Origin of the sequence: Stappia indica, from assembly GCF_020177335.1 — a bacterium.
Lineage (GTDB): Bacteria > Pseudomonadota > Alphaproteobacteria > Rhizobiales > Stappiaceae > Stappia > Stappia indica_B.
In genome coordinates this window covers 310,689-336,322 of record NZ_JAIVMG010000003.1, presented here as the reverse complement: position 1 = coordinate 336,322, position 25,634 = coordinate 310,689, and the positions used below count along the sequence as shown (strand labels likewise).

At 66.0% G+C, this 25,634-nt stretch carries 25 protein-coding genes; 9 read left to right on the top strand and 16 right to left on the bottom strand.

Annotation, left to right across the window (positions count from 1 at the left end; all coding sequences use genetic code 11):
* Positions 1-27: 27 nt before the first annotated feature.
* On the bottom strand, positions 28-1,794 hold the full coding sequence (locus tag LC062_RS05920; protein ID WP_224910106.1) for an acyl-CoA dehydrogenase: 1,767 nt from the start codon (positions 1,792-1,794) through the stop codon (positions 28-30).
* A 211-nt stretch (positions 1,795-2,005) separates the two neighbouring features.
* On the opposite strand from LC062_RS05920, the gene LC062_RS05915 reads away from it, so the two are divergent.
* From LC062_RS05915 to LC062_RS05905, 3 genes are all read left to right on the top strand, one after another.
* Positions 2,006-2,998: an L-threonylcarbamoyladenylate synthase gene (locus LC062_RS05915; RefSeq protein WP_224910105.1), complete on the top strand. Its 993-nt coding sequence runs from the start codon at positions 2,006-2,008 to the stop codon at positions 2,996-2,998.
* A 567-nt stretch (positions 2,999-3,565) separates the two neighbouring features.
* Entirely contained in the window at positions 3,566-4,495 is a 930-nt protein-coding gene (locus LC062_RS05910; protein WP_224910104.1) for a histone deacetylase family protein, read from the top strand.
* Positions 4,496-4,637: 142 nt separating this feature from the next.
* Entirely contained in the window at positions 4,638-4,892 is a 255-nt protein-coding gene (locus tag LC062_RS05905; protein WP_224910103.1) for an exodeoxyribonuclease VII small subunit, read from the top strand.
* Positions 4,893-4,907: 15 nt separating this feature from the next.
* Here the strand turns inward: LC062_RS05905 and LC062_RS05900 are convergent, their stop codons facing one another.
* From LC062_RS05900 to LC062_RS05880, 6 genes are read right to left on the bottom strand one after another with little or no spacing between them, the layout of a single operon-like run.
* Entirely contained in the window at positions 4,908-6,026 is a 1,119-nt protein-coding gene (locus LC062_RS05900) for a class I SAM-dependent methyltransferase (RefSeq protein WP_224910102.1), read from the bottom strand.
* Positions 6,027-6,070: 44 nt separating this feature from the next.
* Complete coding sequence (locus LC062_RS05895) at positions 6,071-7,321, bottom strand: class I SAM-dependent RNA methyltransferase (protein ID WP_224910101.1); 1,251 nt, start codon at positions 7,319-7,321, stop codon at positions 6,071-6,073.
* Between the two features lie 49 nt (positions 7,322-7,370).
* The gene (locus LC062_RS05890) at positions 7,371-8,114 is read right to left on the bottom strand and encodes a TlyA family RNA methyltransferase (protein ID WP_224910100.1); all 744 of its coding nucleotides are present in this window, start codon (positions 8,112-8,114) and stop codon (positions 7,371-7,373) included.
* Positions 8,115-8,129: 15 nt separating this feature from the next.
* Positions 8,130-8,264, bottom strand: coding sequence for a hypothetical protein (locus tag LC062_RS21325; protein ID WP_263625476.1), 135 nt, complete (start codon positions 8,262-8,264; stop codon positions 8,130-8,132).
* A gap of 33 nt (positions 8,265-8,297) precedes the next feature.
* Positions 8,298-8,918, bottom strand: a complete 621-nt coding sequence (locus tag LC062_RS05885; RefSeq protein ID WP_224910099.1) for an SCO family protein — start codon at positions 8,916-8,918, stop codon at positions 8,298-8,300.
* A gap of 7 nt (positions 8,919-8,925) precedes the next feature.
* Entirely contained in the window at positions 8,926-9,453 is a 528-nt protein-coding gene (locus LC062_RS05880) for a copper chaperone PCu(A)C (protein ID WP_224910098.1), read from the bottom strand.
* Positions 9,454-9,798: 345 nt separating this feature from the next.
* On the opposite strand from LC062_RS05880, the gene LC062_RS05875 reads away from it, so the two are divergent.
* Positions 9,799-9,987 (top strand): hypothetical protein, encoded by a 189-nt coding sequence (locus tag LC062_RS05875; RefSeq protein ID WP_224910097.1) that lies wholly within the window; start codon positions 9,799-9,801, stop codon positions 9,985-9,987.
* A 162-nt stretch (positions 9,988-10,149) separates the two neighbouring features.
* Here the strand turns inward: LC062_RS05875 and LC062_RS05870 are convergent, their stop codons facing one another.
* The 5 genes from LC062_RS05870 to LC062_RS05850 all read right to left on the bottom strand — a co-directional run bounded on the left by LC062_RS05870 (position 10,150) and on the right by LC062_RS05850 (position 17,966).
* The gene (locus LC062_RS05870) at positions 10,150-11,532 is read right to left on the bottom strand and encodes an MFS transporter (RefSeq protein WP_224910096.1); all 1,383 of its coding nucleotides are present in this window, start codon (positions 11,530-11,532) and stop codon (positions 10,150-10,152) included.
* A gap of 397 nt (positions 11,533-11,929) precedes the next feature.
* A complete protein-coding gene (gene dxs, locus LC062_RS05865; RefSeq protein WP_224910095.1) occupies positions 11,930-13,852 on the bottom strand; it encodes a 1-deoxy-D-xylulose-5-phosphate synthase in 1,923 nt (640 codons plus the stop codon).
* Positions 13,853-14,214: 362 nt separating this feature from the next.
* Positions 14,215-15,534: a 3,4-dihydroxy-2-butanone-4-phosphate synthase gene (gene ribB, locus LC062_RS05860; protein WP_224910094.1), complete on the bottom strand. Its 1,320-nt coding sequence runs from the start codon at positions 15,532-15,534 to the stop codon at positions 14,215-14,217.
* A 68-nt stretch (positions 15,535-15,602) separates the two neighbouring features.
* Positions 15,603-16,688 (bottom strand): chorismate synthase, encoded by a 1,086-nt coding sequence (aroC, locus tag LC062_RS05855; protein WP_224910093.1) that lies wholly within the window; start codon positions 16,686-16,688, stop codon positions 15,603-15,605.
* A gap of 96 nt (positions 16,689-16,784) precedes the next feature.
* Positions 16,785-17,966: a DUF3095 family protein gene (locus LC062_RS05850; protein ID WP_224910092.1), complete on the bottom strand. Its 1,182-nt coding sequence runs from the start codon at positions 17,964-17,966 to the stop codon at positions 16,785-16,787.
* A gap of 198 nt (positions 17,967-18,164) precedes the next feature.
* Here LC062_RS05850 and LC062_RS05845 point away from each other — a divergent pair, with 198 nt between their 5' ends.
* Positions 18,165-18,425 (top strand): DUF1344 domain-containing protein, encoded by a 261-nt coding sequence (locus LC062_RS05845; protein ID WP_224910091.1) that lies wholly within the window; start codon positions 18,165-18,167, stop codon positions 18,423-18,425.
* Between the two features lie 34 nt (positions 18,426-18,459).
* Here the strand turns inward: LC062_RS05845 and LC062_RS05840 are convergent, their stop codons facing one another.
* On the bottom strand, positions 18,460-19,086 hold the full coding sequence (locus tag LC062_RS05840) for a histidine phosphatase family protein (RefSeq protein ID WP_224910090.1): 627 nt from the start codon (positions 19,084-19,086) through the stop codon (positions 18,460-18,462).
* Positions 19,087-19,406: 320 nt separating this feature from the next.
* Positions 19,407-20,225, bottom strand: a complete 819-nt coding sequence (gene fabI / locus LC062_RS05835) for an enoyl-ACP reductase FabI (protein WP_224910089.1) — start codon at positions 20,223-20,225, stop codon at positions 19,407-19,409.
* A gap of 226 nt (positions 20,226-20,451) precedes the next feature.
* On the opposite strand from fabI, the gene LC062_RS05830 reads away from it, so the two are divergent.
* Positions 20,452-21,876, top strand: a complete 1,425-nt coding sequence (locus LC062_RS05830; RefSeq protein WP_224910088.1) for an FAD-binding oxidoreductase — start codon at positions 20,452-20,454, stop codon at positions 21,874-21,876.
* Positions 21,877-21,951: 75 nt separating this feature from the next.
* Here the strand turns inward: LC062_RS05830 and LC062_RS05825 are convergent, their stop codons facing one another.
* Positions 21,952-22,365, bottom strand: coding sequence for a MerR family transcriptional regulator (locus LC062_RS05825; protein WP_224910087.1), 414 nt, complete (start codon positions 22,363-22,365; stop codon positions 21,952-21,954).
* Between the two features lie 89 nt (positions 22,366-22,454).
* Here LC062_RS05825 and LC062_RS05820 point away from each other — a divergent pair, with 89 nt between their 5' ends.
* On the top strand, positions 22,455-23,126 hold the full coding sequence (locus LC062_RS05820; RefSeq protein ID WP_224910086.1) for a cation transporter: 672 nt from the start codon (positions 22,455-22,457) through the stop codon (positions 23,124-23,126).
* 87 nt (positions 23,127-23,213) lie between these two features.
* Here the strand turns inward: LC062_RS05820 and LC062_RS05815 are convergent, their stop codons facing one another.
* Complete coding sequence (locus tag LC062_RS05815) at positions 23,214-23,621, bottom strand: hypothetical protein (RefSeq protein WP_224910085.1); 408 nt, start codon at positions 23,619-23,621, stop codon at positions 23,214-23,216.
* 354 nt (positions 23,622-23,975) lie between these two features.
* Between LC062_RS05815 and LC062_RS05810 the strand changes: the two genes are divergently transcribed.
* Together LC062_RS05810 and LC062_RS05805 are read left to right on the top strand one after the other, a co-directional pair.
* Positions 23,976-24,905 carry a glycine--tRNA ligase subunit alpha gene (locus tag LC062_RS05810; protein WP_224910329.1) on the top strand — a complete coding sequence of 310 codons (930 nt, stop codon included), beginning with the start codon at positions 23,976-23,978 and terminating at the stop codon, positions 24,903-24,905.
* 168 nt (positions 24,906-25,073) lie between these two features.
* Complete coding sequence (locus LC062_RS05805; RefSeq protein WP_224910084.1) at positions 25,074-25,631, top strand: LemA family protein; 558 nt, start codon at positions 25,074-25,076, stop codon at positions 25,629-25,631.
* Positions 25,632-25,634 lie beyond the last annotated feature (3 nt).

Sequence of the window (25,634 nt, the reverse complement as noted above, 5' to 3'; positions counted from 1 at the left end):
CCCTCCGCGTTCCAGTCCTCGCTGCCCTCATGCCTCGGCCTGATAGGCCAGCACCACGTCCGGCGCAGTGGCGATCTGCGCCGCCAAGGCACCGGTCTCGCCGAGATGGCTGGCCGCGAAATATCGGGCGAGCGCGATACGGGGCGCACCGGCCTTGTCCCCGGCGTCCGAGGCAAGCGCCCCCTTGGCGAGCAGCGCGGCGCCCAGCGTCAGCCCCATCAGGCGCAGGAAGGGCGTTGCCCCGGCAAGGGCTTCCGCCTGGCGCCCCTCCGCTTGCGCCGTCAGCATCCAGTCGGCGGCGCCGCGCAGATCGGCCAGCGCCCGCTGCAACGCCACGCCCATCGGCTCGAAGCCTTCCCGCCCATCGTCCCGAGCGGCGGCGGCGACCGCAGCCAGCTCATCGAGCAGCCCTTGCAGATGTTCGCCACCGGACAGCGGCAGTTTGCGCAGCACCAGATCGATCGACTGAATGCCGTTGGTGCCCTCGTAGATCGGTGCGATGCGTGCGTCGCGGAAATGCTGGGCCGCGCCGGTTTCCTCCACATAGCCCATGCCGCCATGGATCTGCACGCCGATGGAGGCGACTTCGACGCCAATATCGGTGGAGAGCGCCTTGGCGATCGGCGTCAGCATGGCCGCGCGCTCGCTCCAGTGCCGGCGCTCCGACTCACCGGCCAGCCGCGCCATGTCGATGGCATGCGCGTTGGCGTAGCAGATCGCCCGGGCGACCTGGGTCCAGGCCTGCATCGACAGCAGCGAGCGCTTGATATCCGGATGATCGGCAATGGCGCTCATGCCCGCCACGTCGGCGCCCGGTGCACGCCCCTGACGCCGGTCCAGCGCATAGGCGAGCGCCTGCTGGGTGGCGCGTTCGGCAACCCCGAGACCCTGAATACCCACGGCCAGCCGGGCGTTGTTCATCATCGTGAACATGCAGGCCAGACCGCGATTTTCCTCGCCGATCAGCCAACCGACAGCGCCATCGCCATCGCCAAACGCCATGGTGCAGGTGGGCGAGCCGTGAATACCCAGCTTGTGCTCCACGCCGGCGCAGCGCACATCGTTGCGCTCGCCCAGCGAGCCGTCCGGATTGACGAAGAACTTCGGCACCAGGAACAGCGAGATGCCTCGGGTGCCGGCGGGTGCATCGGGAAGCCGTGCCAACACCAGATGAATGATGTTGTCGGTCAGGTCATGCTCGCCATAGGTGATGAAGATCTTCTGGCCGAAGATCCGGTAGGTGCCGTCCTCGGCCCGCTCGGCCCGCGCCCGCAAGGCATTGAGATCGGAACCGGCCTGCGGCTCGGTCAGGTTCATGGTGCCCATCCACTCGCCGGACACCAGCTTCGGCAGATAGGTTTCCTGCAGATCGGCGCTGGCGTGCTTTTCTAGCGCCTCGACCGCACCGGCCGTCAGCGTCGGCCCGATGGCAAAGGCCATCGATCCGGAGTTCCACATCTCCAGCGCCGCCGCCTGCAGCATCATCGGCAGCGCCTGGCCGCCAAAGTCCTCAGGTCCGGTGAGAGAGTTCCACCCGCCTTCCGCCCAGGCGCGATAGGCTTCCTTCCAGCCCGGTGCGGTCGTGACCGCGCCGTTTTCCAGCCGGGTGCCCTGGCGATCGCCAACGGTGTTCAGCGGCGCGATTTCCTCCGCCGCGAACCGACCTGCCTCCTCCAGAATCGCCAGGACAAGATCGTCGGACACTTCGGTGTGGTCGGCATGGGCCTGGACATCGGCAAGCCCGGCGACCTCCTTCAGCGTGAACGCGATCTCCGAAACGGGGGCACGGTACATAAGGCAGGTCTCCTTGAACTGATTGCTCTGTCCGACTTGACGGAATGTGAAAGTCGCCGCAGAACGCCCCGGCGCGGCGCGAACCGACGACAGGGCGCGGTGTGAAGATGAAGCCTGTTGACGTAAACGTCAATCACTGACGTTGCGACAGCATCCGGCGAATGCGGCGCGCTGGCGCGCTCCGCATGAAACGCCGTTCTGGATGGATAGCATGCGACGCTGGACGATCGACCCGAATACCCGCAACTGGATGGCCTCGCCGGAGTTTACCGCAGCAGTGCGCGATCTGTCGGACGGGCATCTTGTCGCAGTGCCGACGGAGACCGTCTACGGGCTTGCCGCCGATGCCACCAGCAACGACGCCTGCGCGGCGATCTTCACCGCCAAGGGGCGGCCACGCTTCAACCCGCTGATCAGTCATGTCGAATCGCTGGCCGCCGCCGAGAAACACGGCAGGTTTGACGAGCGCGCCCGCGCTCTGGCGGAAGCGTTCTGGCCCGGCGCGCTGACGCTGGTGGTGCCGAAGCGGAAAGACAGCCCGGTCTGCGATCTGGCCACCGCCGGGCTCGACACCATCGCGCTTCGGGTTCCGTCCGCGGCGATCATGCGCGATCTGGCGCAGGGCTGCGGCCGTCCGCTCGCCGCGCCGAGCGCCAATCGGTCCGGCAGGATCAGCGCGACCACCGCCGAGGCCGCCGCCGAGGATCTGGGAGCCTCGCTGGCGCTTGTGATCGACGGCGGCGCAACGCCGGTCGGGGTGGAATCCACCATCGTTGCGCTGGTTGACGACAAGGCCCGGCTGCTGCGGCCCGGCGGGATTGCCCGGGAAGATATCGAAGCGGTGCTGGGCGCCCCGCTGTATGCCCCGGGCGGCGAGAACACCACCGCCCCGCAGGCCCCCGGGATGCTGACCTCGCACTATGCCCCCTCCGCGCCGCTACGGCTCAACGCGGCGGATGTTCGGCCCGGCGAGGCGCTGCTTGCCTTCGGCGCCCCCCTCCCCGAAGGCGCAGAGCAGGCTGCGGCGGTGGAAAACCTCAGCCCGCACGGCGACATGGTCGAGGCCGCGACCCGCCTGTTTTCCGCCCTGCGCAGGCTCGACAACGTCGGCGCGTCCGGCATCGCCGCCATGCCGATCCCCGAGACGGGACTTGGCGAGGCGATCAACGACCGCCTGCGCCGCGCCGCCGCGCCGCGAGACTGATCGGACAACCGCCCGAACGACTGGCCGAACGACTGGCAGCACCCTGCCTGCCGTAGAGATACCTCTTGCCGCGGCCCGCACCCACGGGGCCATCCTCGCGGCGGCGGGAACTGGCAAAGCAGTCGCAACCCCTGCGACAGTTTTCGCTCCACCCCTTGTCATAATTCACGATATAAAAATGCCGATATTCGCAATTTTTTGAATAAATGCTTCGCAAGGCTTCGCGAAAACGCAAGAATCAAATAATATGAACATTGAAATTTCAGGAGATGCACCGAACCTCCCCAACGGGCCATTTTGCCCGCACCTTCCCCCGGGGTCGGCATGAAAATGTCGCCCCGGCTTTCTTTGGTCCGCCGTCCGCATCAGCCGTATTTCGGCGAACAGGCCTGTTTTCCGATCGCTCGAACCTTCTCCGCGTGCAGACCGGCGAGCGGATGCGACCTGTGTTTGCCTGGTCCGGGGCGGGGATGTGCTTCGGTTTTGACCTGACGCATTGACAGCCACCGGCGGCGGCGATCAGATGCGGAGAAATAATCAGAAAACGCAATTTTCAAGGAAACGCTCTTGGCAACCCTCTACCTGCACCATTCCTCCTATCTCGATCATCTGACGCCTGTTGGACATCCCGAACGTCCCGACCGCATCCGTGCCATCGACCGCATTCTCGAACACGAGCGCTTCCAGTCGCTTGAACGGGACATCGCCCCGATGGGAACCGTTGCCGATATCGTCCGGGCACATCCCATGTCCTACATCGACATGGTGCATAACAGCGCGCCCACCGAAGGGCTCATCCGGATCGACGCCGACACCACCATGTCGCCGGGTACCTGGGAGGCGGCCATGCGCGGCGTCGGCGGCGCCTGCCGCGCGGTGGACGAGGTGATGGAGCGCAAGGTGTCCAATGCCTTCTGCGCCAGCCGCCCTCCCGGCCATCACGCGGAAAAAGACCGGGCGATGGGCTTCTGCCTGTTCAACAACGCGGCCGTTGCCGCCCGCTACGCCCAGGCCAAACATGGCGCGGAGCGGGTCGCCATCATCGATTTCGACGTGCACCACGGCAACGGCACCCAGGATATCTTCTGGAACGACCCGACGGTGATGTACTGCTCCACGCACCAGATGCCGCTTTATCCCGGCTCCGGCGCGGCGAGCGAACGGGGCGAGGCCGACACCATCGTCAACGCGCCGCTGGCCGCCGGCGACGGCGGCGAGGAATTCCGCGAGGCGATGGACATCGCCATCCTGCCCCGGCTGGAGGCGTTCTCTCCCGACCTGGTGCTGATTTCCGCCGGCTTCGATGCCCATGTGCGCGACCCACTCGGCGGGTTGCGCCTGGTGGAGGCGGATTTCGCCTGGGCCACATCAAAGCTGATGGACCTCGCCGACCGGCATTGCGGCGGCCGGGTGGTCTCCCTGCTGGAGGGCGGCTACGACCTTGAGGGGCTGGCCCGTTCCGTGGCGGCCCATCTCATGATCCTGATGAAGTCCTGACGCAGGCCGCCAGGCCCACCCCGGATACCGGCCGCTGTCCACAAGAGGCGGCGGCCGTTGGCGGGGGATGCTTGCTGCCGGCGAGCAAGGCTTATAGGTTTGCGGCACGTATCTCTCATCCTCGCGCAGGGAATCCGACGCCTTGACCCATGACAGCAGCGAACCGGCCATCGGCGATCTCTCCTTCGAGACCGCGCTGAAGGAACTTGAAGAGATCGTCGGACGGCTGGAGCGGGGCGACGTCCCGCTGGAGGAAAGCATCAAGCTCTATTCGCGCGGCGAGGCGCTGCGGCGTCATTGCGACCGGCTGCTGAAATCCGCCGAGGCGAAGGTGGAGAAGATCCAGCTTTCGGAAGAGGGCGCGGCCGCCGGAACCACCCCGCTCGACGTCGACTGAGCCACCTCCCCCCGGTCAAGCGGACCCGCGTTTTTCATACACCGCGATGCGGGTCAGGAAGGCGGTGGACAGCTCCACCCGCGTAAGGCCGCCCGCCGCGAACAGCCCGTCCAGATCCTCTTCCAGGTAGCTGTCGAAGTACGGCTCGTGAAACAGTGCCGGAAACAGAGTGAGCAACCCGTCGTTTTCCGGCCGGTCGCCGCTCTGCAGACTGTCGGCGAAGATCAGCGTCCCGCCGGGCTTCAGCACCCGCGCCAGTTCGACCGCCACAATCGCCCGCACCTTCGGCGGCAGCTCGTGGAACAGATAGACGCAACTCACCACATCGAGGCTTTCTGCTGCAAAGGGCAAAGCCTCCGCATTGGCGGCCACAAAACGCGCGCGCGCAGCTCGCCGGCTGTCCAACGCTTCGCGGGCATGCAAGAGATAGGGTTCGGACAGATCCACCCCGATGCCGGCAAGACGGGGAAAAGCCGCGAGCGCCGGCGCCAGCAACCCGCCAGTGCCGCAGGCAATATCCGCATAGGTGACCTGGCGCTGATCGACCCGGCGCAAGAGCTTTGACAAGGGCACCAGCGCCTGACGGCGCATGGCCGCGCTCGCCCCCTTGAACAGGACCTCCACCTGAAAATCATAAAGCCGGGCGCTGTCGCGCGACAGCCATCCGTCTGTCTGGAAATGGAAATTCTGGCGGTAGTAGCGCGGCAGTCCCGTGCCGGTCTCCCGTGTCGCCTCGAACACCTCCTGGTGGCGGCCGGAGACACGCCGGTGGGCGACGGCCGGAACGTCGGCCAGGAACCGGCGGCTCAGGTCGAGGAACGCCAGCGGGCTGCCGAACTCGCCGCGCGGCAGCGGATAATGCCCGGCTTCCACATTGGCGAGATCGCGGCGGAACAGGGCACCGATCTGGCCGAACAACTCCGCCCGATCCGGCAGCGGCGCTTTCGCGCGGCGTGGCGCCGCCGGCCTGTCGCCAGCCGAGGGGCGCGGCTTTCCCGCCCCCGCCGAAGCGGTGACCCGCCGGGTGATGGCCTGCGCCAGTTCGCCCTGAACGGTGAACCAGCCGACACGAGCCCCCTGCCGCGCCGCATAGCCGGCACGGCGCATCCAGGTTTGAAGCGGCACCCTCGCCATGGCGCTCTCCCCTCTCCGCCGGAGCGCGAGAGGCGGCCAGCGGCTTAGCCGTCGCGGTGCAACACCACGACCACCTCAATATGGGGCGAGTAGCGGAACTGGTCCACCGGCAGCACGCTCGCGATCCGGTAGCCGCCATCGACCAGATGGCGCAGATCCCGCGCAAGAGTGCCGGGATTGCACGAGACCGCAACCACCGTCGGCACCTTCGACCGGGCAAGCTCCCGGGCCTGCGCCTCGGCGCCTGCGCGGGGCGGATCGAACACCACCGCTTCGACGCCCTCGCCGAAATCGTCAATCTCAAGAGCCGTCAGGGGGTTGCGGAAAAGATCCCGCCGTTCGATGCGCACGGGCCGCAAGCCGGAGGCGCCCCGCGCCGCCCGATCGAGCGCGGCCAGCGCCGCCGCCTCTCCCTCGACCGCGTGCACGGTGGCCTTGCGCGCCAGTCGCAGGGCAAAGGTGCCTGATCCTGCAAAGAGATCGGCGACCTTGCGCGCCTTGCCGACCCCGACGACGACGCGCTCGGCCAGGGCCGCCTCGCCTTCCGCCGTTGCCTGAACGAAGCCGCCCGGCGGCGGCACCAACGGAGCGCCGCCGATGTCGAGCAATGGTGCCCGCGCCTCCACCAGCACATCGCCATTGAGCGACAGGCGGGCGAAGCCGGCGGCCATGGCGGTTTCCACCAGTTCCGGCACCATCTGCCGGGTCACCCGCACCGGTGAGGTCAGCGCCACATCGAGCCCGGTGCTGGTGGCCAGCACCGACAGGGTGACTTCCCCTTTGCGCGGCAGAACAGGTTTTGCCACCGCGCTGAGATCGGCCAACGCCGCAACGATTTCCGGCACCAAGACCGGACATTCGCGAATGGCGACCAGCCGATGGCTTGCCCGCTGATGATAGCCAAGCAGAACCCGGCCACCGGCGCCGGTCGCCGCCAGCACCGCCCGGCGCCGTCCGCGTCCGGCCGCATCCACGGTCGGCTCCACCTCCGGCGTCAGCCCGCGCGCGGCCAGCGCCGAGACCACCAGCTCCCGCTTCCAGTCCAGATAGGGTTGATGCGCCATGTGCTGCAGGGCACAGCCGCCGCAACTGCCGAAATGGCGGCAGACGGGCTCGACCCGCTCCGGCGCCGGCGTCAGGACCTCACTCAGGCGGGCGCGGGATCCCTCGACGGAGATCCGGACCTCCTCGCCCGGCAGGGTGTAGGGAACATGGACAGGGCCGTCCGGGGTGTCGGTGCGGCCCTCGCCCTTGTGCGCAAGGGCGGTGATGGTGGTCGTCAGATCGGTGCTCATGGATGCGCGTTACCGCGCACAGCGCGTCAGCACAAGGAAAAGCCGCCGCTCACCCGTCCTTTGCACCGCCAAGCAGCCATTCCCGGTTGCCATCCCCACCACAGATCGGTGAGGGATGCAGACCGAGCACCCGCCAGCCGGGCTGGCTCGCGAACCATCTGGCCAGTTCTTCGGCCACCGTCTCGGCGACATCCGGAGCGACCAGCCCCTTCTTGCCGATGGCCTCGCGCCCCGCCTCGAACTGCGGCTTGACGAGAAACACACCCTCTGCCCCGGGCCCGGCCAGCGCCAGCGCCGGCGGCAGGGCCAGCCGCAGGGAAATGAAACTCATGTCGGAGACGAGGAACTCCGGCACATCGCCATCAAGGTCGTCGCCGGTCAGGGCGCGGGCATTGACGCCATCCCGGCGGCGCACCAGGGGATCGGCGGCGATACGCGGATGCAGCTGGTCATGGCCGACATCGATGGCATGCACCCGCCGGGCGCCCTCTTCCAGCAGCACCTGGGTAAACCCGCCGGTGGAGGCGCCAAGGTCGAGCGCGATCCGCCCCTTCGGCGAAAGCGCGAATTGCGCCAGCCCGGCCTTCAGCTTCAGCGCCGCGCGGGAGACATAGCCGGCCGCCGGATCGTCCAGCGAAAGCGGCACGTCCAGCGCCACCCGCTGGCCCGGCTTGGTCACCGCCAGGCCATCGACCCGCACCGCGCCCCTGAGGATGGCATCCCGTGCCCGGGCACGGCTGTCCATCAGGCCGCGGTGGACCAGAAGCTGATCAAGCCGTTCCCGCTCAGCCATTCCCCGGCACGCCTTTCAGAAACACCCGGCAAGCCCGGACAGCAGACGATCGACGAACACCCGCTCTCCGTATTTCAGCCAGAGCAGCGCCGTGGCCGCCAGGGTCAGCACGACGAGGAGGCCCGCCGGCCACAGCAATTCATTGCGCATCAGTCCGGCACCCCACACATGATGGACCGAAAGTCAGGACGGCGCATTGTCGATCAGACGGCGCAGCTTGGCCATGGCGTTCTTCGGATCTTCCTCATAGGCGATGGTACCGACGAAGCGATTGTCGCTGTCCATCAGGAAGATCGCCGCCGAGTGGTCCATGGTATAGCCACCATCGTCCAACTCGACCTTGCGGGCATAGACCCTATAGGCCTTGATCATCGCATCGGTCTGTTCGCGGGTGCCCGACAGCGGGCGAATGCGCTTGTCGAAGGCCGCCACATAGTCGCGCATGACTTCGGGCGTATCCCGCTCCGGATCCACCGAGACGAAGGCAAAGTTCATCTTGTCCGCATCCGGCCCAAGCGTCTCGATCCAGCTCTGCACCTCGGCAAGGGTGGTGGGGCAGACATCCGGGCAGAAGGTAAAGCCGAAGAAATAGGCGCTTGGCTTGCCCTTGAAATCTGCCTCGGTCACGACCTTGCCGGTCGACCCATCGGTCAGGGTGAAGGGACCGCCGATCGACGCCAGGGGCGCGATCATGCTGCCGTCCTTTCCGCCGCGATAATAATCGAGCGAAACGTAGGCAACGACCCCGAGCAGGGCGGCTACCGCCGCCCATGCTCCATATCTTACGAGTTTCAAGCCAGACATCCTGTCCTCAATTGCCGGAATTACCGTTCTTCATGCCGTTCTTCATGCCACCATGACCGCCGGCGCCATGGTTCATGCCCATGCCCTTGGCGCCGATCTTCTCCACCGAGAAGGTAACTTCCACCGGACCGGCCTTCTCGAAGGTCAACGTCACCGGCACGGTCTCGCCCTGCTTCAGCGGCGCATTCAGGCCGATGAACATGACATGCAGACCGCCGGGCTTCAGCGCCACGGTCTCGCCGGCCGGGATGGCGATGCCGTCGGCCATCGGCCGCATCTTCATGACGCCGTCGATGACGGCCATCTCATGCAGCTCGGTCTTTGCGGAGACATTCGCGGCGGCGGAGACCAGCCGGTCATCGCCCCCCTTGTTGGTGATGGTGACAAAGCCGCCACCGGCCTGGGCGTTGGGCGGAGTGGCCCGGGTCCAGGCGTCGGAAAGGGTCAACTCGCCAAGGGTCACGTCGGCGGCCAACGCCGGCAGGGAGGTGGCGGTGAGAGCGACGGCAAGGGCCACGGATTTGATGATGTTCATGTGATATCTCGCAAAATTCAGATGATGTTGGTCGCCGGCATACGCCTCATGCGCGGCCGGCATGGCAGGAAAAGGCGCGATCCGATCCGCTCCGCTCCCCCTTGCCTGTCGCGGCGAAGGAAATCGGCGGGTGGATCGGCTCCACTGTCAGACCTTACGTGGAGGCGCGCGAATTCCCGGCGACCGAGTCGCGTCACAGGCCCCGCCCCTGTCGGTGGTCGGCGCCCAGGCCTGGCGAATGGCAACACGTGCCGCGGAAGGCATGCCCTCCCCCGCCGGCGGCTGTACCACCGTCAGCGCCGAACCGTGCGGACACACCGGACCGCAAAGGCAGAGCCCGTCCCCGTGATGCTCGCGCGGGCCGTCGCCGCCCTCGGCTTCCAGGCCAAATGCCAGCGACCCCAGGCAGAGAATTTGCCCCTGCACTGCGCCATCGCCGGCCTGCGGCATGGCCATGCCAGCACCTGCGCCCATAAGCTGCAGAACGAGCGCAAGCATGGCCACGAGCGCAAATGGCAAACGCTCACGCCGTAAGGTCCGGAAAAGGGTCGGGTGCCTCATCATCGACCGGACAATGCCTCAAGAGGCGGCCGCCGTCGAGCGCTCAATTGCCGCATGGCCACCACCCCTACCACATTCACCAGTTGCAGCTCGGCAAGGTCACAAGCCTCCCCTCGCCGACCGCACGCATGCCCCCTACTGCGAGGCAGGCTGGGGTTGGGGCTCCGGCTCGGACGGCTCATCCTCATCCGTTTCGGACGTCGGCCAGTATTCCTCGACAACGGCACCGTCCTCCAGGGCCGTATCCAGCTCATAGGCCGGAAATTCTTCCGGCGGAATGACGTAGGGGTCTTCCACATCGAGCGGTTCGGGCGAGAGCACGTTGCCAAGCTGCGCCGAGGCGGCATAGTCGAAGTCGGTCTTTTCTTCTTCCGAAATGGCCGCTCGCTGAAACACACGGGACAGGATGTAGAACGCCAGCACACCCTGGATCACCACCACCTGGAGGAACAATCCCCAGGGGCCGACGTTTTCCATCAAGAGCGACGCGGTCAAGGGGCCGAAGGACGAGCCGATGCCGAAGGCCAGATTCATGCCCGAGGAGGTTTCCACGTAGTCATCCGGATCGGCGTGGTCGAAAGCGTGCGAGGCGGCAATCGCATAGGCGGGCTGGGTCGCCACACCGACCAGGAAAGCGAGCCCGAAGGCCATCGCCACCCCTTCCACGTTCAGCATGATGAAGGCGAAGCCGACCGATACGGCGCACACCGCCAGGAACAGCAGGACAAGACGCCGGTCGACCCGGTCGGAAGCCCGACCGATGGGCCATTGCGCCAGCGCCCCGCCGGCGACCACCGCCGCCGCGAAGTAGGCAGCGTTGTCGTTGGACAAGCCGATCTGGATCCCATAGAGCGGCGCCATCAGCCACAGCCCGCCCTGTGTCACGCCGATCAGCAGCACCGCCACCAGCGCGGTGGGCGAGTTGCGGTAGAGCTTGACCGGCCGCAACCGCACCACGGTGATCGGCGCTGGCTGATTGGCCGTGGTCAGCGATACCGGAATGACCGCGAGACTGACGGCAACGGAGGCCACCGCGAAGGGCACGAAGGTGGTGATCTCCATGGTGGTGATGGAAATCTGGCCGACGGTCATCGCCGCATAGAGCAGCACGATATAGACCGACATGATCTTGCCGCGGTTCTCGTTGCTCGCCTGTTCGTTCAGCCAGCTCTCGACGATCATGTAAAAGCCGGCAAGGCAGAAACCGGAGATGATGCGGATCACGCTCCAGGCCACCGGGTCGACAAAGATCGGATGCAGGATCGCCGCCGCTGACATCAGCGACACCAGCGCGGCGAAGGCGCGAATGTGCCCGGCGCGCATGATCACGTAAGGGGCGCCGAGGCAGCCGAGCACCAGACCGAAGAAATAGCTGGAGGAGACCAGACCAATCGCCACATCGGAGAAATCGGCCTGCGCGCCGGCCAACGGCAACAGGGTGCTTTGCAGGCCATGTCCCGCAATCAGAAGGGCGATCGACACAAGGAGTGCGGTCACCGGAGCCAATGCCTGCGCCATGATGCTCTCCACCGGCGACAAACGAAAATGAACGCCGGCGGACCGCACGGCGTTCATTGCACAAGCATCAACCCTTTTAGAAACGCGGCGCCGCTGTCAACGAACGGTTTTCGCATAGCGCCATCCCGCATCGCATAGGTCGGGGCATAGATCGGGGCAACCGAGCACCACAGCGCCCGCGAGGGTGGCGACATCGCCGCACGCTCCGCGTCTTCCCGGACGAAGCGAAGCGGAGATCCGGGATCGGCGAGGCACGACCTCTCGGATCCAGTCTATTGAAAACGCGCGTCTTTCGGCTCTCCGATCCCGGGTCGCGCCAAGGCTTACCCGGGAAGACGCGGAAGGCGGCCGTTGTCCTTTGTCGGCGGTCTGACGGGCGCCGCAGCACCCGCGCCGCTCAAGCGCGGCGGATGGTGGCAGCCCCCTCCGCCCGGCCCAGCGCCGCGAACACCGTGGTCAGGATCCCCTTGGTGTCGAGCCCGGCGCGCTGATACATGCGCTCCGGCTTGTCATGGTCGAGATAGACATCGGGCAGGCACATGGGCCGCACCTTGAGGCCGGCATCCAGAAGGCCGCGCTGCGCCAGAAGATGCAGCACCTGGCTGGCGAAGCCGCCAACGGAGCCTTCCTCCACCAGCACCAGCACCTCGTGCTCGCGGGCCAGCCGGGCGACCAGATCCTCGTCCAGCGGCTTGGCGAAGCGCGCATCGGCAACCGTGGTCGGCAAGCCGGCGGCATCGAGCTCATCGGCCGCCTTGAGGCATTCGGCCAGACGTCCGCCGAACGACAGGAGCGCCACCTTGCCGCCCTCGCGCAGGATCCGTCCCCGGCCGATCTCCAGCGGCACGCCGCGTTCGGGCAGATCGAGCCCAACGCCCTCGCCGCGCGGATAGCGGAAGGAAATCGGCCCCTCGTCATAGGCGGCGGCGGTGGCCACCATATGGCGCAGCTCCGCCTCGTCGCCGGCGGCCATCACGACAAAGCCCGGCAGGCAGGAGAGATAGGCGGTGTCGAAGGCGCCCGCATGGGTCGGACCGTCGGCGCCGACAAGCCCGGCCCGGTCGATCGGGAAGCGGACGGGAAGGCCCTGGATCGCCACGTCATGCACGACCTGGTCATAGGCGCGCTGCAGGAAGGTGGAGTAGATCGCGCAGAACGGCTTGAACCCCTCGGTCGCCATGCCGGCGGCGAAGGTTACCGCGTGCTGCTCGGCAATGCCGACATCGAACATGCGGGTGGGGAACGCCTCGCCGAACAGATCGAGGCCGGTGCCATCGGGCATGGCCGCGGTGATGCCGACGATCTTGTCGTCGCGCTCGGCTTCCTGCACCAGGCTCTCGGCGAAGACGCGGGTGTAGGAGGGGGCATTGGCCTTGGGCTTCGACTGCTTGCCGGTCACCACGTCGAACTTGGCAACGCCGTGATACTTGTCGGCCGAATCCTCGGCCGGCGCGTAGCCCTTGCCCTTGCGGGTGACCGCATGGATCAGCACCGGCCCCTGATGGGTGTCGCGGACATTCTTCAGCACCGGCAACAGATGGTCGAGATTGTGCCCGTCCACCGGTCCGACGTAGTAGAAGCCCAGCTCCTCGAACATGGTGCCGCCGGTCCAGAAACCGCGCGCGTACTCTTCCGCCCGCGCCGCCTTCTGCTGAAGCTGGCGCGGCAACACCTTGGCCAGCTGCTTGGCCGCATCGCGGATCGACAGATAGGTGCGGCCGGAAACCAGCCGCGCCAGATAGGCGCTCATCGCCCCGACCGGCGGGGCGATCGACATGTCGTTGTCGTTGAGAATGACGATCAGCCGCGAATGCTGGGCACCGGCGTTGTTCATCGCTTCATAGGCCATGCCGGCGGACATGGCGCCATCGCCGATCACCGCGATGATGTTGTTGTTACCCCCGTCGAGATCGCGGGCGACGGCCATACCGAGCCCAGCGGAAATCGAGGTGGAGGAATGCGCCGCGCCGAAGGGGTCGAACTCGCTCTCGCTGCGCTTGGTGAAGCCGGACAGGCCATCGCCCTGACGCAGGGTGCGGATGCGGTCCCGCCGACCGGTGAGGATCTTGTGCGGATAACACTGGTGCCCCACGTCCCAGATCAGCCGGTCGTCAGGGGTATTGAAGACGTAGTGAATCGCCAGCGTCAGCTCGACCACGCCAAGGCCGGCGCCCAGATGCCCGCCGGTGACGGACACCGCGTCGATCATTTCCGCGCGCAGTTCATCGGCCACCTGGCGCAGGTCGCTCTCATCGAGCATGCGGAGCCGGTCCGGGGTCGGAACGGTATCGAGAAGCGGCGTATCGGGGCGTTGGTACACGGGCTGAATCCCAAGGTTTCGTCAGATCGCATCGACGCTGAAGACAGCGCGCTGGATAGCACCATCTGTACATAGGGTGCAAACCCCGAACAGACCAAACCCCGCAGGCAGGCAAGCCCGGTACGGTCGCAAGCAGACAGCGTCAGGCGATCGACCTCCGCCATCAGAACGGCGCAGCGCCGAAAAACACGACATGCCTCACCTAAAAGGGTGATGCATTGTAGCGCAAAATCTACTAAATAGAAGTTGTGGTCGATGGGGCCACGTGCACAGTGATCGACTTGAGGTCGTGCAATCGCGCACGACCTCTTTTTTTGTCCGGATTCCGGGCGGACCTTGCGCGATCCGCCCGTAACGCGATGTTATCCTTCGCGAATTTCCGTTCCTTCGATCACGATTCCGAAGCCTTCCAGGCCGACATAGTGGCGCTGGCGCGACGCCAACAGGGTGATCGAGTTGACGCCGAGATCCTTCAGGATCTGTGCGCCAAGGCCGATTTCCCGCCATTGTTCCTCGCGCGCCTGGGCGGACTGGTGTTCTTCCACCTCGGCGGCGGACAGATCGGAGCGCGGCCGCCCCACATTGCGGGCAACGCCAACAGAGCCTTCGCGCAGATAGACGACAACACCGCGGCCGCGAGCGGCAAAATCGCGCATCACGTCGTCCATCACCCGGGCGCCGCCGAAGACATCGTCAAGCACGGATTCAAGCTGCAGGCGCACCGGCACATTGCGGCCATCGAGAATATCGCCGTAGACGACGGCGACATGGTGCATCGGATCGTAAGGGGTGGAATAGGTCACCGCGTAGGCGGGACCGGCGATGGTTTCCACCGGCTGTTCGCTGACCCGCTCGACCAGACGCTCCATCCGCTGGCGCCAGGCGATCAGATCGGCGACCGACACCATCTTCAGCCCATGCTCGGCGGCGAAGGCGGCAACCTCCGGCCCGCGCTTGACCGATCCGTCATCATTGACCAGCTCGGAGATCACCCCGACCTCGGGCTGACCGGCCAGCCGGCACAGGTCGACCGCCGCTTCGGTGTGACCGGAGCGCATCAAGACCCCGCCCTCGCGCGCCACCAGCGGGAACACGTGCCCCGGGCGCACGAAATCGGCGGCTCCGGCATTGGGGTTGGCCAGCCCGCGCACCGTCGAGCAGCGCTCATCGGCGGAAATGCCGGTGGTCAGGCCGTGACGATAGTCCACGGAAATGGTGAAGGCGGTCGACAGCGGCGCATCGTTGTCGGCAACCATCGGATCGAGCCGCAGACGGCGGGCCGCCTCACGGGTCATCGGCGCACAGACGATGCCCGAGGTATGACGGATCATGAACGCCATCTGCTCGGTGGTCACCAGCGAGGCGGCAACGATCAGGTCGCCCTCATTCTCCCGGTCGTCGTCATCGGTGACGACCAGCATTTCGCCGCGCTCGAACGCGCGGATGGCTTCCGCCACACGCGATTGGGTCATGTTCTGTTCCTTCGCTACTCTCAAGCCGAGAAAATCATTGGGCGTCACCGCGCCGCCGGTGGCGGCAGCGATCCGCTCCGCGCTGTCGCGCGACACCCAGACGCCCGGGTCGTTGCACAGGGCCGTTACCGCCGCCGGCGACAAGCCAGCGCGCCGGGCAAAGCCCGACCGCGATTCCCTTTGCTGAGCAAGCCATTCATCCAGTCTCATGACCGCAGGCTAGCCGAGCAGGCTTTCAGTATCAATGAAAAACATAAATGATTTCAGTGTTACTGAAATCAGCCGTTCTGACCACGATGGCGCAGATAGTGATCGGCGATGATGCAGGCGACCATCGCCTCGCCGACCGGCACGGCACGAATGCCAACGCAAGGGTCATGACGGCCCTTGGTGCGCACATCGACCTCCTCGCCGCCGCGCGTCACCGAACGGCGCGGCGTCAGGATCGAAGAGGTCGGCTTGACGGCGAAGCGGGCCACCACCGGCTCTCCGGAGGAGATGCCGCCCAGCACACCGCCGGCGTTGTTGCTGAGGAACACCGGGCGTCCATCCGCGCCGACGCGCATCTCGTCGGCGTTTTCCTCGCCGGTCAATGTCGCGGCCTCGAAGCCGTTGCCGATCTCCACGCCCTTGACCGCGTTGATCGACATCAGCGCCGAGGCGATGTCCTGATCGAGCTTGCCATAGATCGGCGCGCCAAGACCCGCCGGCACGCCTTCGGCGATCACCTCGATCACCGCGCCGATGGACGAACCGTCCTTGCGGATGCCGTCGAGATACGCCGCCCATTCTTCCGCCGCCACCGGATCGGGGCAGAAGAACGGATTGCGATCGACCGCCTCCCAGTCCCAGCGCGACCGGTCGATGCGGTGTGGCCCGACCTGCACCAGCGCGCCGCGCACGCGGAGCCCCGGCAGCACCTTGCGCGCCACCGCGCCGGCCGCCACCCGCGCGGCGGTCTCGCGCGCCGAGGAGCGTCCACCACCGCGATAGTCGCGAATGCCGTATTTGGCGTCATAGGTGAAATCCGCATGCCCCGGCCGGTAGCGTTCCTTGATCTCCGAGTAATCCTTGGAGCGCTGGTCGGTGTTCTCGATCATCAGCGAGATCGGCGTACCGGTGGTCTTCTGCACCCCGTCCTCGTCGACCATCACGCCGGAGAGGATGCGGACCGCGTCCGGCTCCTGCCGCTGGGTGGTGAATTTCGACTGGCCCGGCCGCCGCTTGTCGAGAAAGGCCTGAATCTCTTCCGCCGCCAGCGGAATGCGCGGCGGGCATCCGTCGATCACGCAGCCAAGCGCCGGGCCGTGGCTTTCGCCCCAGGTGGAGACGCGGAACAGGTGACCAAAGGAATTGTGCGACATCGACAGGAACCAGCAAAGAGGGGACAGAACGGCATTCGACGGCTCTTCTAGCGCGGTCTGCGGCAAAGGGGAAACCGCTTTTGCGCGAAATTCCGATTACGCCCGGTTCTGCTTGAAGGCACGGGCCGCCTGGGTGAAACCGCCGTCCGCACCGTCGATGAAATGGATGTGCCGGCTTTTCTCCAAGCTGAACACCAGGCAAGTGATCAGCGCCGAATCCGCCACATGCATGCCGTAGTGCAGCCGGCCGGCCTCCTGCTCCGCATCGAGATACGCTTGCAGCGCCGCCGTCTGATCTCCGCTGAGATCGAGCACCAGACGCAGCGTATCGTCGAACTTGCGGAAATCGATGTTGCGGCGCAGTTCCTCCATGTAGCGGTCCGGCACCAGCGGGCCGATGCGCCGACCGGTGAGCTGCGCCAGCAGAAACACCGCCGATTCGAACAGCGCCCGGGCGAGCACACGCCCTCGGCCGCGCCGCCAGCCGATCATGCGCATCTCGCGCCAGAGCCCACCCGGCGGGAACCGGAAGCGCAGATTGGTCCGGCGCACTGGCGCGGCATCCGGATCCGTCCCCGTCAATGCAATCCCCAGGCGCGTGTCGAGATCGGCGAGTATCGCCCGCAACTCCTCCGCCTGCCCCCGGGCGGGACGCAACATCACCGTCACCATGAAGCCCCGCTCCGAGAAGACCGGCTCCCAGCGGCAAGAAAGCCCATCGAGCGGCGGCGGCGGCGCCTCGTCCGTTTCCGGCACGATGTAAGGTGCGGCCCGGTCCGGATCCTTCAGCATCGCCTCGGCCAGTTCCAGACCGCCACCGGCGAACATCGCCAGATGGTTCCCTTCGCTGAGCTGAAACTTGCGCACCTTGAGGCCCGCGCCGGAAGCCCGCAGGTCGGCAACCGGAAAGGCGCCAACGCGCAGCTCCAGCCCCGCCACCTCCCGCGCCATGTTTCGCAGGCCGGCCAGCGCTGCGGAGGCCGGTGCGGCCAGCCTGGCCGGCACCCCCGCCATCGCCCCATCGCCGCCAAAGACGAACGGCAGATCGGCGCCCTTCGCCGTGTTGAGGATGGTGGCCAATGTGGCGGCAGCGATCATGTTGACGGTCTTGTAGTGGCCTTCGGCGACCGCATCGCTGGAGCGGACGATATCGGTGGCCAGTAGCACCCAGTCCGCCGGCAAATCGGCGAACGCATGCCCTTCGCTCACCTTGGTGAAATCAGTGAATGCAGGTAGCTCTTCGTAGAAACGGTCGTTCCGAGGCTGTACTAAGGACATTGGAGGGACCTTTCTGCCCGCCCCCTTCCAGCACCATGCCATGAAAACACCCAGATGGCGGTAAAGTCTGTACGCGGCCTGGCGGCTACCGGTTCATCCTGCGCTGCGGCAAACGTGCAAGGACCGGCTTGACGCGCGCGCGGCCTTCCGGTTCGATCCACCGCCCCCTTGCAATGGGCGGCGTCAACGGAGACGAGAATGAGACGTTCCATCAGACTGCTCGCTGCCGCAACGGCAATCCTGGGCGCCGCGCTGAGCGCGGCAATCGCCGGGGAGGTTGAGGCGACGATCGTCGACATCAATCCGGACGAGGCCAAGCTGACCCTGTCCGACGGCAACAGCTATTCGATCCCGGTCGATTTCTACATCGACGATCTCAAGCCAGGCATGGCCGTGCTTGTGTTCTTCGAGGAAGATGACAGCGGCAAGACCTTGTCGGACGTGCAGATCCAGCAGTAGCGCACCACGGCCCGGACGGCGGCCGACCTTTTCGTCAGATAAAGGACAGGTCGGCCCCATCCCAGATCAGGACCTTGTCCTGCGGCGTGTCGAGGGCCGGGATCTCAGGCTTCGGCACCCCGAGCAGGCAGCCGCGCAGCACCCGCATCACACCACCGTGGGAGACCACCACGCTCGGTCGGTCAAGCGTCACGAGCCAGGCTTCCACCCGGGTCATGAGCATCCGGTAGCTCTCCCCTTCGGGCGGAACGAAGCCCCATTTATCGGCCTTGCGCGCCGCGGTCAGTTCCGGCGTCTTCGCGGCCAGTTCCGGGATGGTGAAGCCTTCCCAGGCGCCGAAGGTGATTTCCCGCAAGCGGTCATCGCGTCCGAAGGCGTCCTCGTCCCGCTCCAGCGCGCGGCAGACGATGCGCATGGTCTCCACCGTGCGCGACAGGGGGGACGCAAAGAATTCCAGCTCGGAATGGTCCCGTCCGCTCGCCTCCAGATAGGCGCGCAGCGCCTCGCCGTTGCGCTGCGCCTGGGACCGGCCGATGTCGTTGATGGGAATATCCTGCTGGCCCTGCATACGCCCTTCGGCGTTCCAGTCGGTCTGGCCATGCCGGATGAACGCCATGAAGGGCGGCTTCAGCCGGGTGGCGCCGTTCGCCTGTTCGCTCATAGCTCTTCAGGTATCCTTGATACGGTCGGCGGCAAGTCCGCACGGGCGCTAGCGCGCTACGCGGAAAGGCCCGCGCAAGCGGGCCCGAGTGCGATGACAAAGCCCCCTGAGTGGCGTCCTCCCGGACGGAGCGCAAGCGAAGATCCGGGATCGGCGAGGCACGGCCTTTCGGCTCCATCTATTGGAAATGCCCGTCTTCTGGCTCTCCGATCCCGGGTCGCGCCAAGGCTTGCCCGGGATGACGCGAAAGACGTCCTTGCCCTTTGTCGGAAGCTTAAGGCCCGCTCAAGCGGGCCTTTCAACGAAACCGGCGAAGGGGCTCAGTCCTTGACGACGGAAATATCCGGCGCGTCCACCGCCTTCATGCCGACCACGTGATAGCCGCTGTCCACATGCTGGATCTCGCCGGTCACCCCGCGCCCCATATCGGACAGGAGGAACAACGCCGCGTCGCCAACTTCGTCGATAGTGACGGTGCGCCGCAGCGGCGCGTTGTACTCGTTCCACTTCAGGATATAGCGGAAGTCGCCAATGCCGGAAGCGGCGAGCGTCTTGATCGGACCGGCGGAAACTGCATTGACCCGGATCTTGTTCTTGCCAAGGTCGGCGGCGAGATAACGCACGCTCGCCTCAAGCGCGGCCTTGGCAACGCCCATGACGTTGTAGTGCGGCATCACCTTCTCGGCGCCGTAGTAGGTCAGCGTCAGCATCGAGCCACCATCGGTCATCAGCTTTTCCGCCCGCTGGGCGACCGCCGTGAACGAGTAGCAGGAGATCTGCATCGTCTGGCTGAAGTTCTCCGCCGTCGTATCGACATAGCGCCCGGTCAACTCGTCCTTGTCGGAGAAGGCGATCGCATGGACCAGAAAATCGATTTTTCCCCAGGTTTGCTCCAGGGTCTCGAACACCGCGTCAATCGACTGCGCGTCCGTCACATCGCAATGACCGGCGACGATGGCGCCGAGATCGGCCGCCAGCGGCTCGACCCGCTTGCGCAGCGCCTCTCCCTGATAGGTCAGTGCGATCTCCGCTCCCGCGTCGGCGAGCGCCTTGGCAATCCCCCAAGCGATGGACCGATTGTTCGCGACGCCCATGATCAGCCCGCGCTTTCCAGCCATCAGTCCCTGTGTCATCGCCATGCCTTGTCTCCTGCACGCAAACTCCGGCGGCCGCGCGTTCGATGCAATCTGCACCCGCGACCGCGCCCACCACACCCCGTCGGCATAGCGAGCCGCGTTCCTATGGCACAGCCCCAAGTCACCTTCAAGCCATCGGCATGCGGGCCGAGGGCGTCGACGGGGCTGAGAAATGTGATAATCGTCTTCGCCGTTCCCGCTACCAACCGAACAGGTCTCGACGCTCATCATGTCCGATCCCGCTTCTCTTTCCCGCCTCATCGAAATCGTCGGCGAACGCAATGCCCTGCGCGATCCGGCGGACATGGCCCCTTACCTGCGCGAATGGCGCGACCTTTACGTCGGCAAGACACCGGTCGTGCTGCGCCCGGGCAGCCGGGAGGAGGTGTCGCAGATCCTCGCCCACGCCAATGCCCATGGGCTCAAGATCGTGCCCCAGGGGGGCAACACCGGATTGGTCGGCGGGCAAATTCCCGATGATTCCGCTACGGAAATCGTGCTTAGCCTGTCCCGGATGAACAAGGTGCGGGAGATCGACGCCGCCGGCTTCTCCATGACCGTGGAGGCAGGCTGTACCCTTCAGGCGATCCATGACGCCGCCGAAGCGGAGGACCGGATGTTCCCCCTGACCCTCGGCTCCCAGGGTTCCTGCCAGATCGGCGGCAACATCGCCACCAACGCCGGCGGCACGGCGGTGCTTGCCTATGGCAACACCCGCGAGCTGGTTCTCGGCCTTGAGGTGGTGCTCCCCGACGGGTCGATCATGGAGGGTCTGCGCAGCCTGCGGAAGGACAATACCGGTTACGATCTGAAACAAATATTTATCGGTTCGGAAGGCACTTTGGGGGTGATCACCGCCGCCGTGCTCAAGTTGTTCCCCCTTCCCCGGGAGCGGGATGTGGCGTTCGTGGGACTCAGTTCGCCGGAAGCGGCGCTGGAGCTGTTTTCAACCGCGCGCGGGCGCGCAGGCGCGATGCTGACGGGCTTCGAACTGATGCCGCGCGTCGGACTGGAGTTCACCCTGCGCCATCTGGACGGCACCCGCGATCCGCTGCAGGCGCCCTCGCCCTGGTATGTTCTGGTCGAGCTGTCCTCCGGCACCGAAAGCGGCGAGGACCAGGCCCCGACCCGGACCCTGATGGAAGCGATCCTTGGCGAGGCCTTCGAGGCCGGACTGGTGGAAGATGCCGCACTCGCCGAATCGGGCGCCCAGGCCGCCGATTTCTGGCGCCTGCGCCATGGGCTGTCGGAAGTGCAGCGGGAAGAAGGCGGCTCGATCAAGCATGATGTGTCCGTGCCGGTGGCCAGCGTCCCGGCCTTCCTCGCCGAGGCGATCGCCGCGGTGGAAGCCAAGGTTCCCGGCTGCCGCCCGGTGCCCTTCGGCCACATGGGCGATGGCAACATCCACTTCAATGTCAGCCAGCCGGTCGGCGCCGACAAGGCCGCCTTCATTGCCGGTTGGGATGACATGAACAAGGTGGTGCATGACATCGTCCAGCGCTACGGCGGCTCGATTTCCGCCGAACACGGCATCGGTCGGCTGAAGCGGGACCTTCTGGCCGAGGTCAAATCGCCGGTGGAACTGGAAATGATGCGCCGCATCAAGCAGGCCTTCGACCCGAACGGCATCCTCAGCCCCGGCCGGGTTCTCTAAGGCCCCCACATGAAACCGCCCCGCGCCGGATCGGCTCAGTTCCGGCGCGGGCCCCCAAGCCAACAACGCCTTCCCTCAATGCTCGCCGTCGCACAGGCTGTGATCGGCAAGCGCGTGAATGACATGGCAATCGCCGATGGTGCCGGTGTCGCAGGCCGAGGTGATGCGCGCCAGCTCCGCCTCCAACCGCTGCAACTGGGCAATGCGCGCCCTTGTTGCGGCAAGATGCGCGCCGGCGATGACATGCGCCTCGGCACAGGGCATGTCCGGGTTCTCGCTCAAATGCAGCAGCTCGCGAATCGCATCGAGCGACAGCCCGAGATCACGCGCATGGCGAATGAAGGACAGGCGCTGGCGGGCCGGACCGGCATAGCGACGCTGATTTCCCTCGCTGCGCGTCGGCTCGGCGATCAGCCCGAGCTTCTCATAATAGCGGATGGTCGGTACCTTCACCCCTGTTGCCCGTGCCAGCTCACCAATCGTCAACATCGCGCATTTTCCCTCTTGAACCTATAGTGACTAGAGCATTTAGGGTCCTCTCAACAGCAAACAAGACACGGATTTGCAAGGAGACAGGAATGGGTGCGTGCTGCGGACACGATCACGGGACATTCGAAGGGCTATCGGCGGACTACAAGCGCCGGCTGTGGATCGTCATCGCCCTCAACGCCGGCATGTTCGCGGTGGAGATGGTGGCCGGTCACATGGCCAAGTCGCAGGCGCTGCAGGCCGACGCGCTCGATTTCTTCGGCGATGCGCTGACCTACGGCATTTCGCTGGCGGTGATCGGCGCCTCGATCAGGGTGCGGACCACGGCGGCGCTTGCCAAGGGCCTCAGCCTGCTCCTGATGGGGCTCTGGGTGTTCGGCTCGACGCTCTATCAGGTGCTGGTGCTGGGCGTTCCCCAGGCGGAGGTCATGGGCGTGATCGGCTTCATGGCGCTGGCGGCGAACCTTGCCAGTGTCGGACTGCTGATGCGCTACAAGGACGGGGACGCCAACGTGCGCTCGGTCTGGCTGTGTTCGCGCAATGACGCCATCGGCAACATCGCCGTGATGGCCGCGGCCCTCGGGGTCTGGGGCACGGGCACCGGCTGGCCGGACCTGATCGTTGCCGGGCTGATGGCCGGGCTGTTCCTGTCCTCCGCCTTCCAGATCATCCTCCAGGCGGTGCGGGAGCGGCAGGCGTCGCTCAGCCCCCATGTGCATGATCACGACGAGGCAGAGGGCCAGAACACGCCGGCGGCCTGAGCGGCACGATCTTTCGGATGTCACCAGCAAACGGAAACGAGGGCGCAGTTGGCGCCCCCGTTCTCGAAAGTCTCATGAACGGCCCGGTTACTGATGGGTGCCGAGCACCGGGCGCGGGCAATCGGACTGGATGATCACCGTGCCGTTGGGATAGACGTAGCGGATCTTGCTGCATCCTTCCTCCAGCTTCAGCCGCACCGGACGGGGGCGCACGGGCCGACGCGGCTTGCCCGGGACATGGGTGACCGCTGCGGCAGCGGCCATGCAGCTCGGCGTGGCACAGAGGATCGGACCGGCAACGCTGCTCTTCGGCCCCCAGCCACGACGTCCGCCGCCGCTGCTGCCATCGACGGATGCTCCCTGATCCGTCCCGGCCGAGGCCGTTCCACCGCCGTTTCCGCCGCTCGTGCTGCTCTGAGCCATGGCCTGGCTTCCGGCAATCACCATCGAAACGGTGACAAGGCTCAAAAGTGTCAGTCGACGCAGATCGGTCATGTCGCTTCCCTCCGGATCTATGCTGAACGAACCACCCGTTCAGATCTTCTCGCTCCGTGATCTGGGGTCGGTTTCTGGTGGCCGGCCTTCCCTGCCACCCAATACTGCCGTAACGGAAGATTTGAGGATGTGACGCGCAGCACAGGCCGGAGCCTTCGCCCGCTTGCGGACGGTCCGCGTCACGGCATCCCCATAGCCCCGCCCGGTACGAGTGTTTCCGCTGCCTGCCCGTCTTGACGGCGCCGGGCGATAGTGGCACCAGACGGCAGCGACGGCCCGGCCCTTTCCGGGACCGGCAAATTCCGGCAGCGGCAAGGACACCACATCATGGCAAGCGAAGCGGTCGCCCCGCACATGCGCCCCGAAAACTCCTTTCAGGGACTGATCCTCACCCTGCAGCGCTTCTGGGCGGATCAGGGCTGCGCCGTGCTCCAGCCGTATGACATGGAAGTCGGCGCCGGCACCTTTCATCCGGCGACCACCTTGCGTTCGCTCGGCCCACGCCCGTGGAAGGCGGCCTATGTGCAGCCCTCGCGCCGGCCGACGGACGGCCGCTATGGCGAGAACCCGAACCGGCTCCAGCACTACTACCAGTTCCAGGTGATCATGAAGCCGTCGCCGGCGAACCTGCAGGACCTTTACCTGCAAAGCCTTTACGCCATCGGCCTCGATCCGGCGCTGCATGACGTGCGCTTCGTCGAGGACGACTGGGAAAGCCCGACGCTCGGCGCCTGGGGCCTTGGCTGGGAATGCTGGTGCGATGGCATGGAAGTGTCGCAGTTCACCTATTTCCAGCAGGTGGCCGGCTTCGAATGCGCGCCGGTCTCCGGCGAGCTGACCTATGGCCTCGAACGGCTGGCCATGTACATTCAGGGCGTCGATAACGTCTACGACCTGAACTACAACGGCCGCGAAGGCGCTGAGCGCATTTCCTATGGCGATGTGTTCCTTCAGGCCGAGCAGGAGTATTCCCGGCACAATTTCGAGCATGCCGACACGGACATGCTGTTCCGCCACTTCAAGGACGCGGAAGAGGAATGCCGGCGGCTGCTGGAGGCGGGCGCCAAGGCCCGCGACGCGGCCGGCGCCAAGGTGCACCAGATGGTGCTGCCGGCCTATGACCAGTGCATCAAGGCCAGCCATGCGTTCAACCTGCTGGATGCGCGCGGGGTGATCTCGGTCACCGAACGGCAGAGCTACATCCTGCGGGTGCGCGAGCTGGCCAAGGCCTGCGGCGCGGCCTTCCTGGAAACAGAAGCCGGCGGCGTCGGCTACCTGGGCTGAGGGCGCGCGCCGCCGCCCCGGCCGGCGCCTCTGGCTGATCATTCAGAAAAGACTGCGGCGAGCTGAGTCTCGGGTCGTGACAAAGTCGCGGCCAAAGTCTAGCGTCTTGCCGCGTCGTCCCGCTCCGGACGGCGGATCGCGCCAAACCGACCCGGAGAGTGGTTACCGATGACGTCCCTGATCCTGTTGGCTGCCATTGTTGCCGCCGGCCTCTATCTCGTTGTTCTCTACAATGGCCTTGTCCGGAAACGGCAGATGGTGCGCGAGGGCTGGAGCGGCATCGACGTCCAGTTGAAGCGCCGCGCCGACCTCATTCCCAATCTGGTCGAGACGGTGAAGGGCTACGCCGCCCATGAGCGGGCCGCCCTCGACGAGGTGACGGAGATGCGGGCGCGCGCCGCCGGCCTGCCGCGCGATGACGTTGCCGGACGGGCGCAGGCGGAAGGGATGCTGTCCCAGGCGCTCGGACGCCTGTTCGCCGTTGCCGAGGCCTATCCGGACCTGAAGGCCAATGACGGCTTTCGCGACCTGCATGCCTCCCTCGACAAGGTGGAAGAGGCGCTGCAAATGGCCCGCCGCTATTACAATGGCGCCGTGCGCGCCCTCAATGTCATGGTCGAGAGCTTCCCCTCCAACCTGGTCGCCAGGCAGTTCGGCTTCATGCATGAGGATTATTTCGAGATCGAGGACGCCCGCGAACGCGCCGTTCCCAAGGTCGACTTCTGACCG

Coding starts and splice junctions, on each gene's coding strand:
- LC062_RS05920 (WP_224910106.1), bottom strand. CDS start 1,794: ATGTACCGTGCCCCCGTTTCGGAGATCGCGTTCACGCTGAAGGAGGTC.
- LC062_RS05915 (WP_224910105.1), top strand. CDS start 2,006: ATGCGACGCTGGACGATCGACCCGAATACCCGCAACTGGATGGCCTCG.
- LC062_RS05900 (WP_224910102.1), bottom strand. CDS start 6,026: ATGGCGAGGGTGCCGCTTCAAACCTGGATGCGCCGTGCCGGCTATGCG.
- LC062_RS05895 (WP_224910101.1), bottom strand. CDS start 7,321: ATGAGCACCGATCTGACGACCACCATCACCGCCCTTGCGCACAAGGGC.
- LC062_RS05890 (WP_224910100.1), bottom strand. CDS start 8,114: ATGGCTGAGCGGGAACGGCTTGATCAGCTTCTGGTCCACCGCGGCCTG.
- LC062_RS21325 (WP_263625476.1), bottom strand. CDS start 8,264: ATGCGCAATGAATTGCTGTGGCCGGCGGGCCTCCTCGTCGTGCTGACC.
- LC062_RS05885 (WP_224910099.1), bottom strand. CDS start 8,918: ATGTCTGGCTTGAAACTCGTAAGATATGGAGCATGGGCGGCGGTAGCC.
- LC062_RS05880 (WP_224910098.1), bottom strand. CDS start 9,453: ATGAACATCATCAAATCCGTGGCCCTTGCCGTCGCTCTCACCGCCACC.
- LC062_RS05870 (WP_224910096.1), bottom strand. CDS start 11,532: ATGGCGCAGGCATTGGCTCCGGTGACCGCACTCCTTGTGTCGATCGCC.
- ribB (WP_224910094.1), bottom strand. CDS start 15,534: ATGAGACTGGATGAATGGCTTGCTCAGCAAAGGGAATCGCGGTCGGGC.
- aroC (WP_224910093.1), bottom strand. CDS start 16,688: ATGTCGCACAATTCCTTTGGTCACCTGTTCCGCGTCTCCACCTGGGGC.
- LC062_RS05850 (WP_224910092.1), bottom strand. CDS start 17,966: ATGTCCTTAGTACAGCCTCGGAACGACCGTTTCTACGAAGAGCTACCT.
- LC062_RS05845 (WP_224910091.1), top strand. CDS start 18,165: ATGAGACGTTCCATCAGACTGCTCGCTGCCGCAACGGCAATCCTGGGC.
- LC062_RS05840 (WP_224910090.1), bottom strand. CDS start 19,086: ATGAGCGAACAGGCGAACGGCGCCACCCGGCTGAAGCCGCCCTTCATG.
- fabI (WP_224910089.1), bottom strand. CDS start 20,225: ATGGCGATGACACAGGGACTGATGGCTGGAAAGCGCGGGCTGATCATG.
- LC062_RS05830 (WP_224910088.1), top strand. CDS start 20,452: ATGTCCGATCCCGCTTCTCTTTCCCGCCTCATCGAAATCGTCGGCGAA.
- LC062_RS05825 (WP_224910087.1), bottom strand. CDS start 22,365: ATGTTGACGATTGGTGAGCTGGCACGGGCAACAGGGGTGAAGGTACCG.
- LC062_RS05820 (WP_224910086.1), top strand. CDS start 22,455: ATGGGTGCGTGCTGCGGACACGATCACGGGACATTCGAAGGGCTATCG.
- LC062_RS05815 (WP_224910085.1), bottom strand. CDS start 23,621: ATGACCGATCTGCGTCGACTGACACTTTTGAGCCTTGTCACCGTTTCG.
- LC062_RS05810 (WP_224910329.1), top strand. CDS start 23,976: ATGCGCCCCGAAAACTCCTTTCAGGGACTGATCCTCACCCTGCAGCGC.
- LC062_RS05805 (WP_224910084.1), top strand. CDS start 25,074: ATGACGTCCCTGATCCTGTTGGCTGCCATTGTTGCCGCCGGCCTCTAT.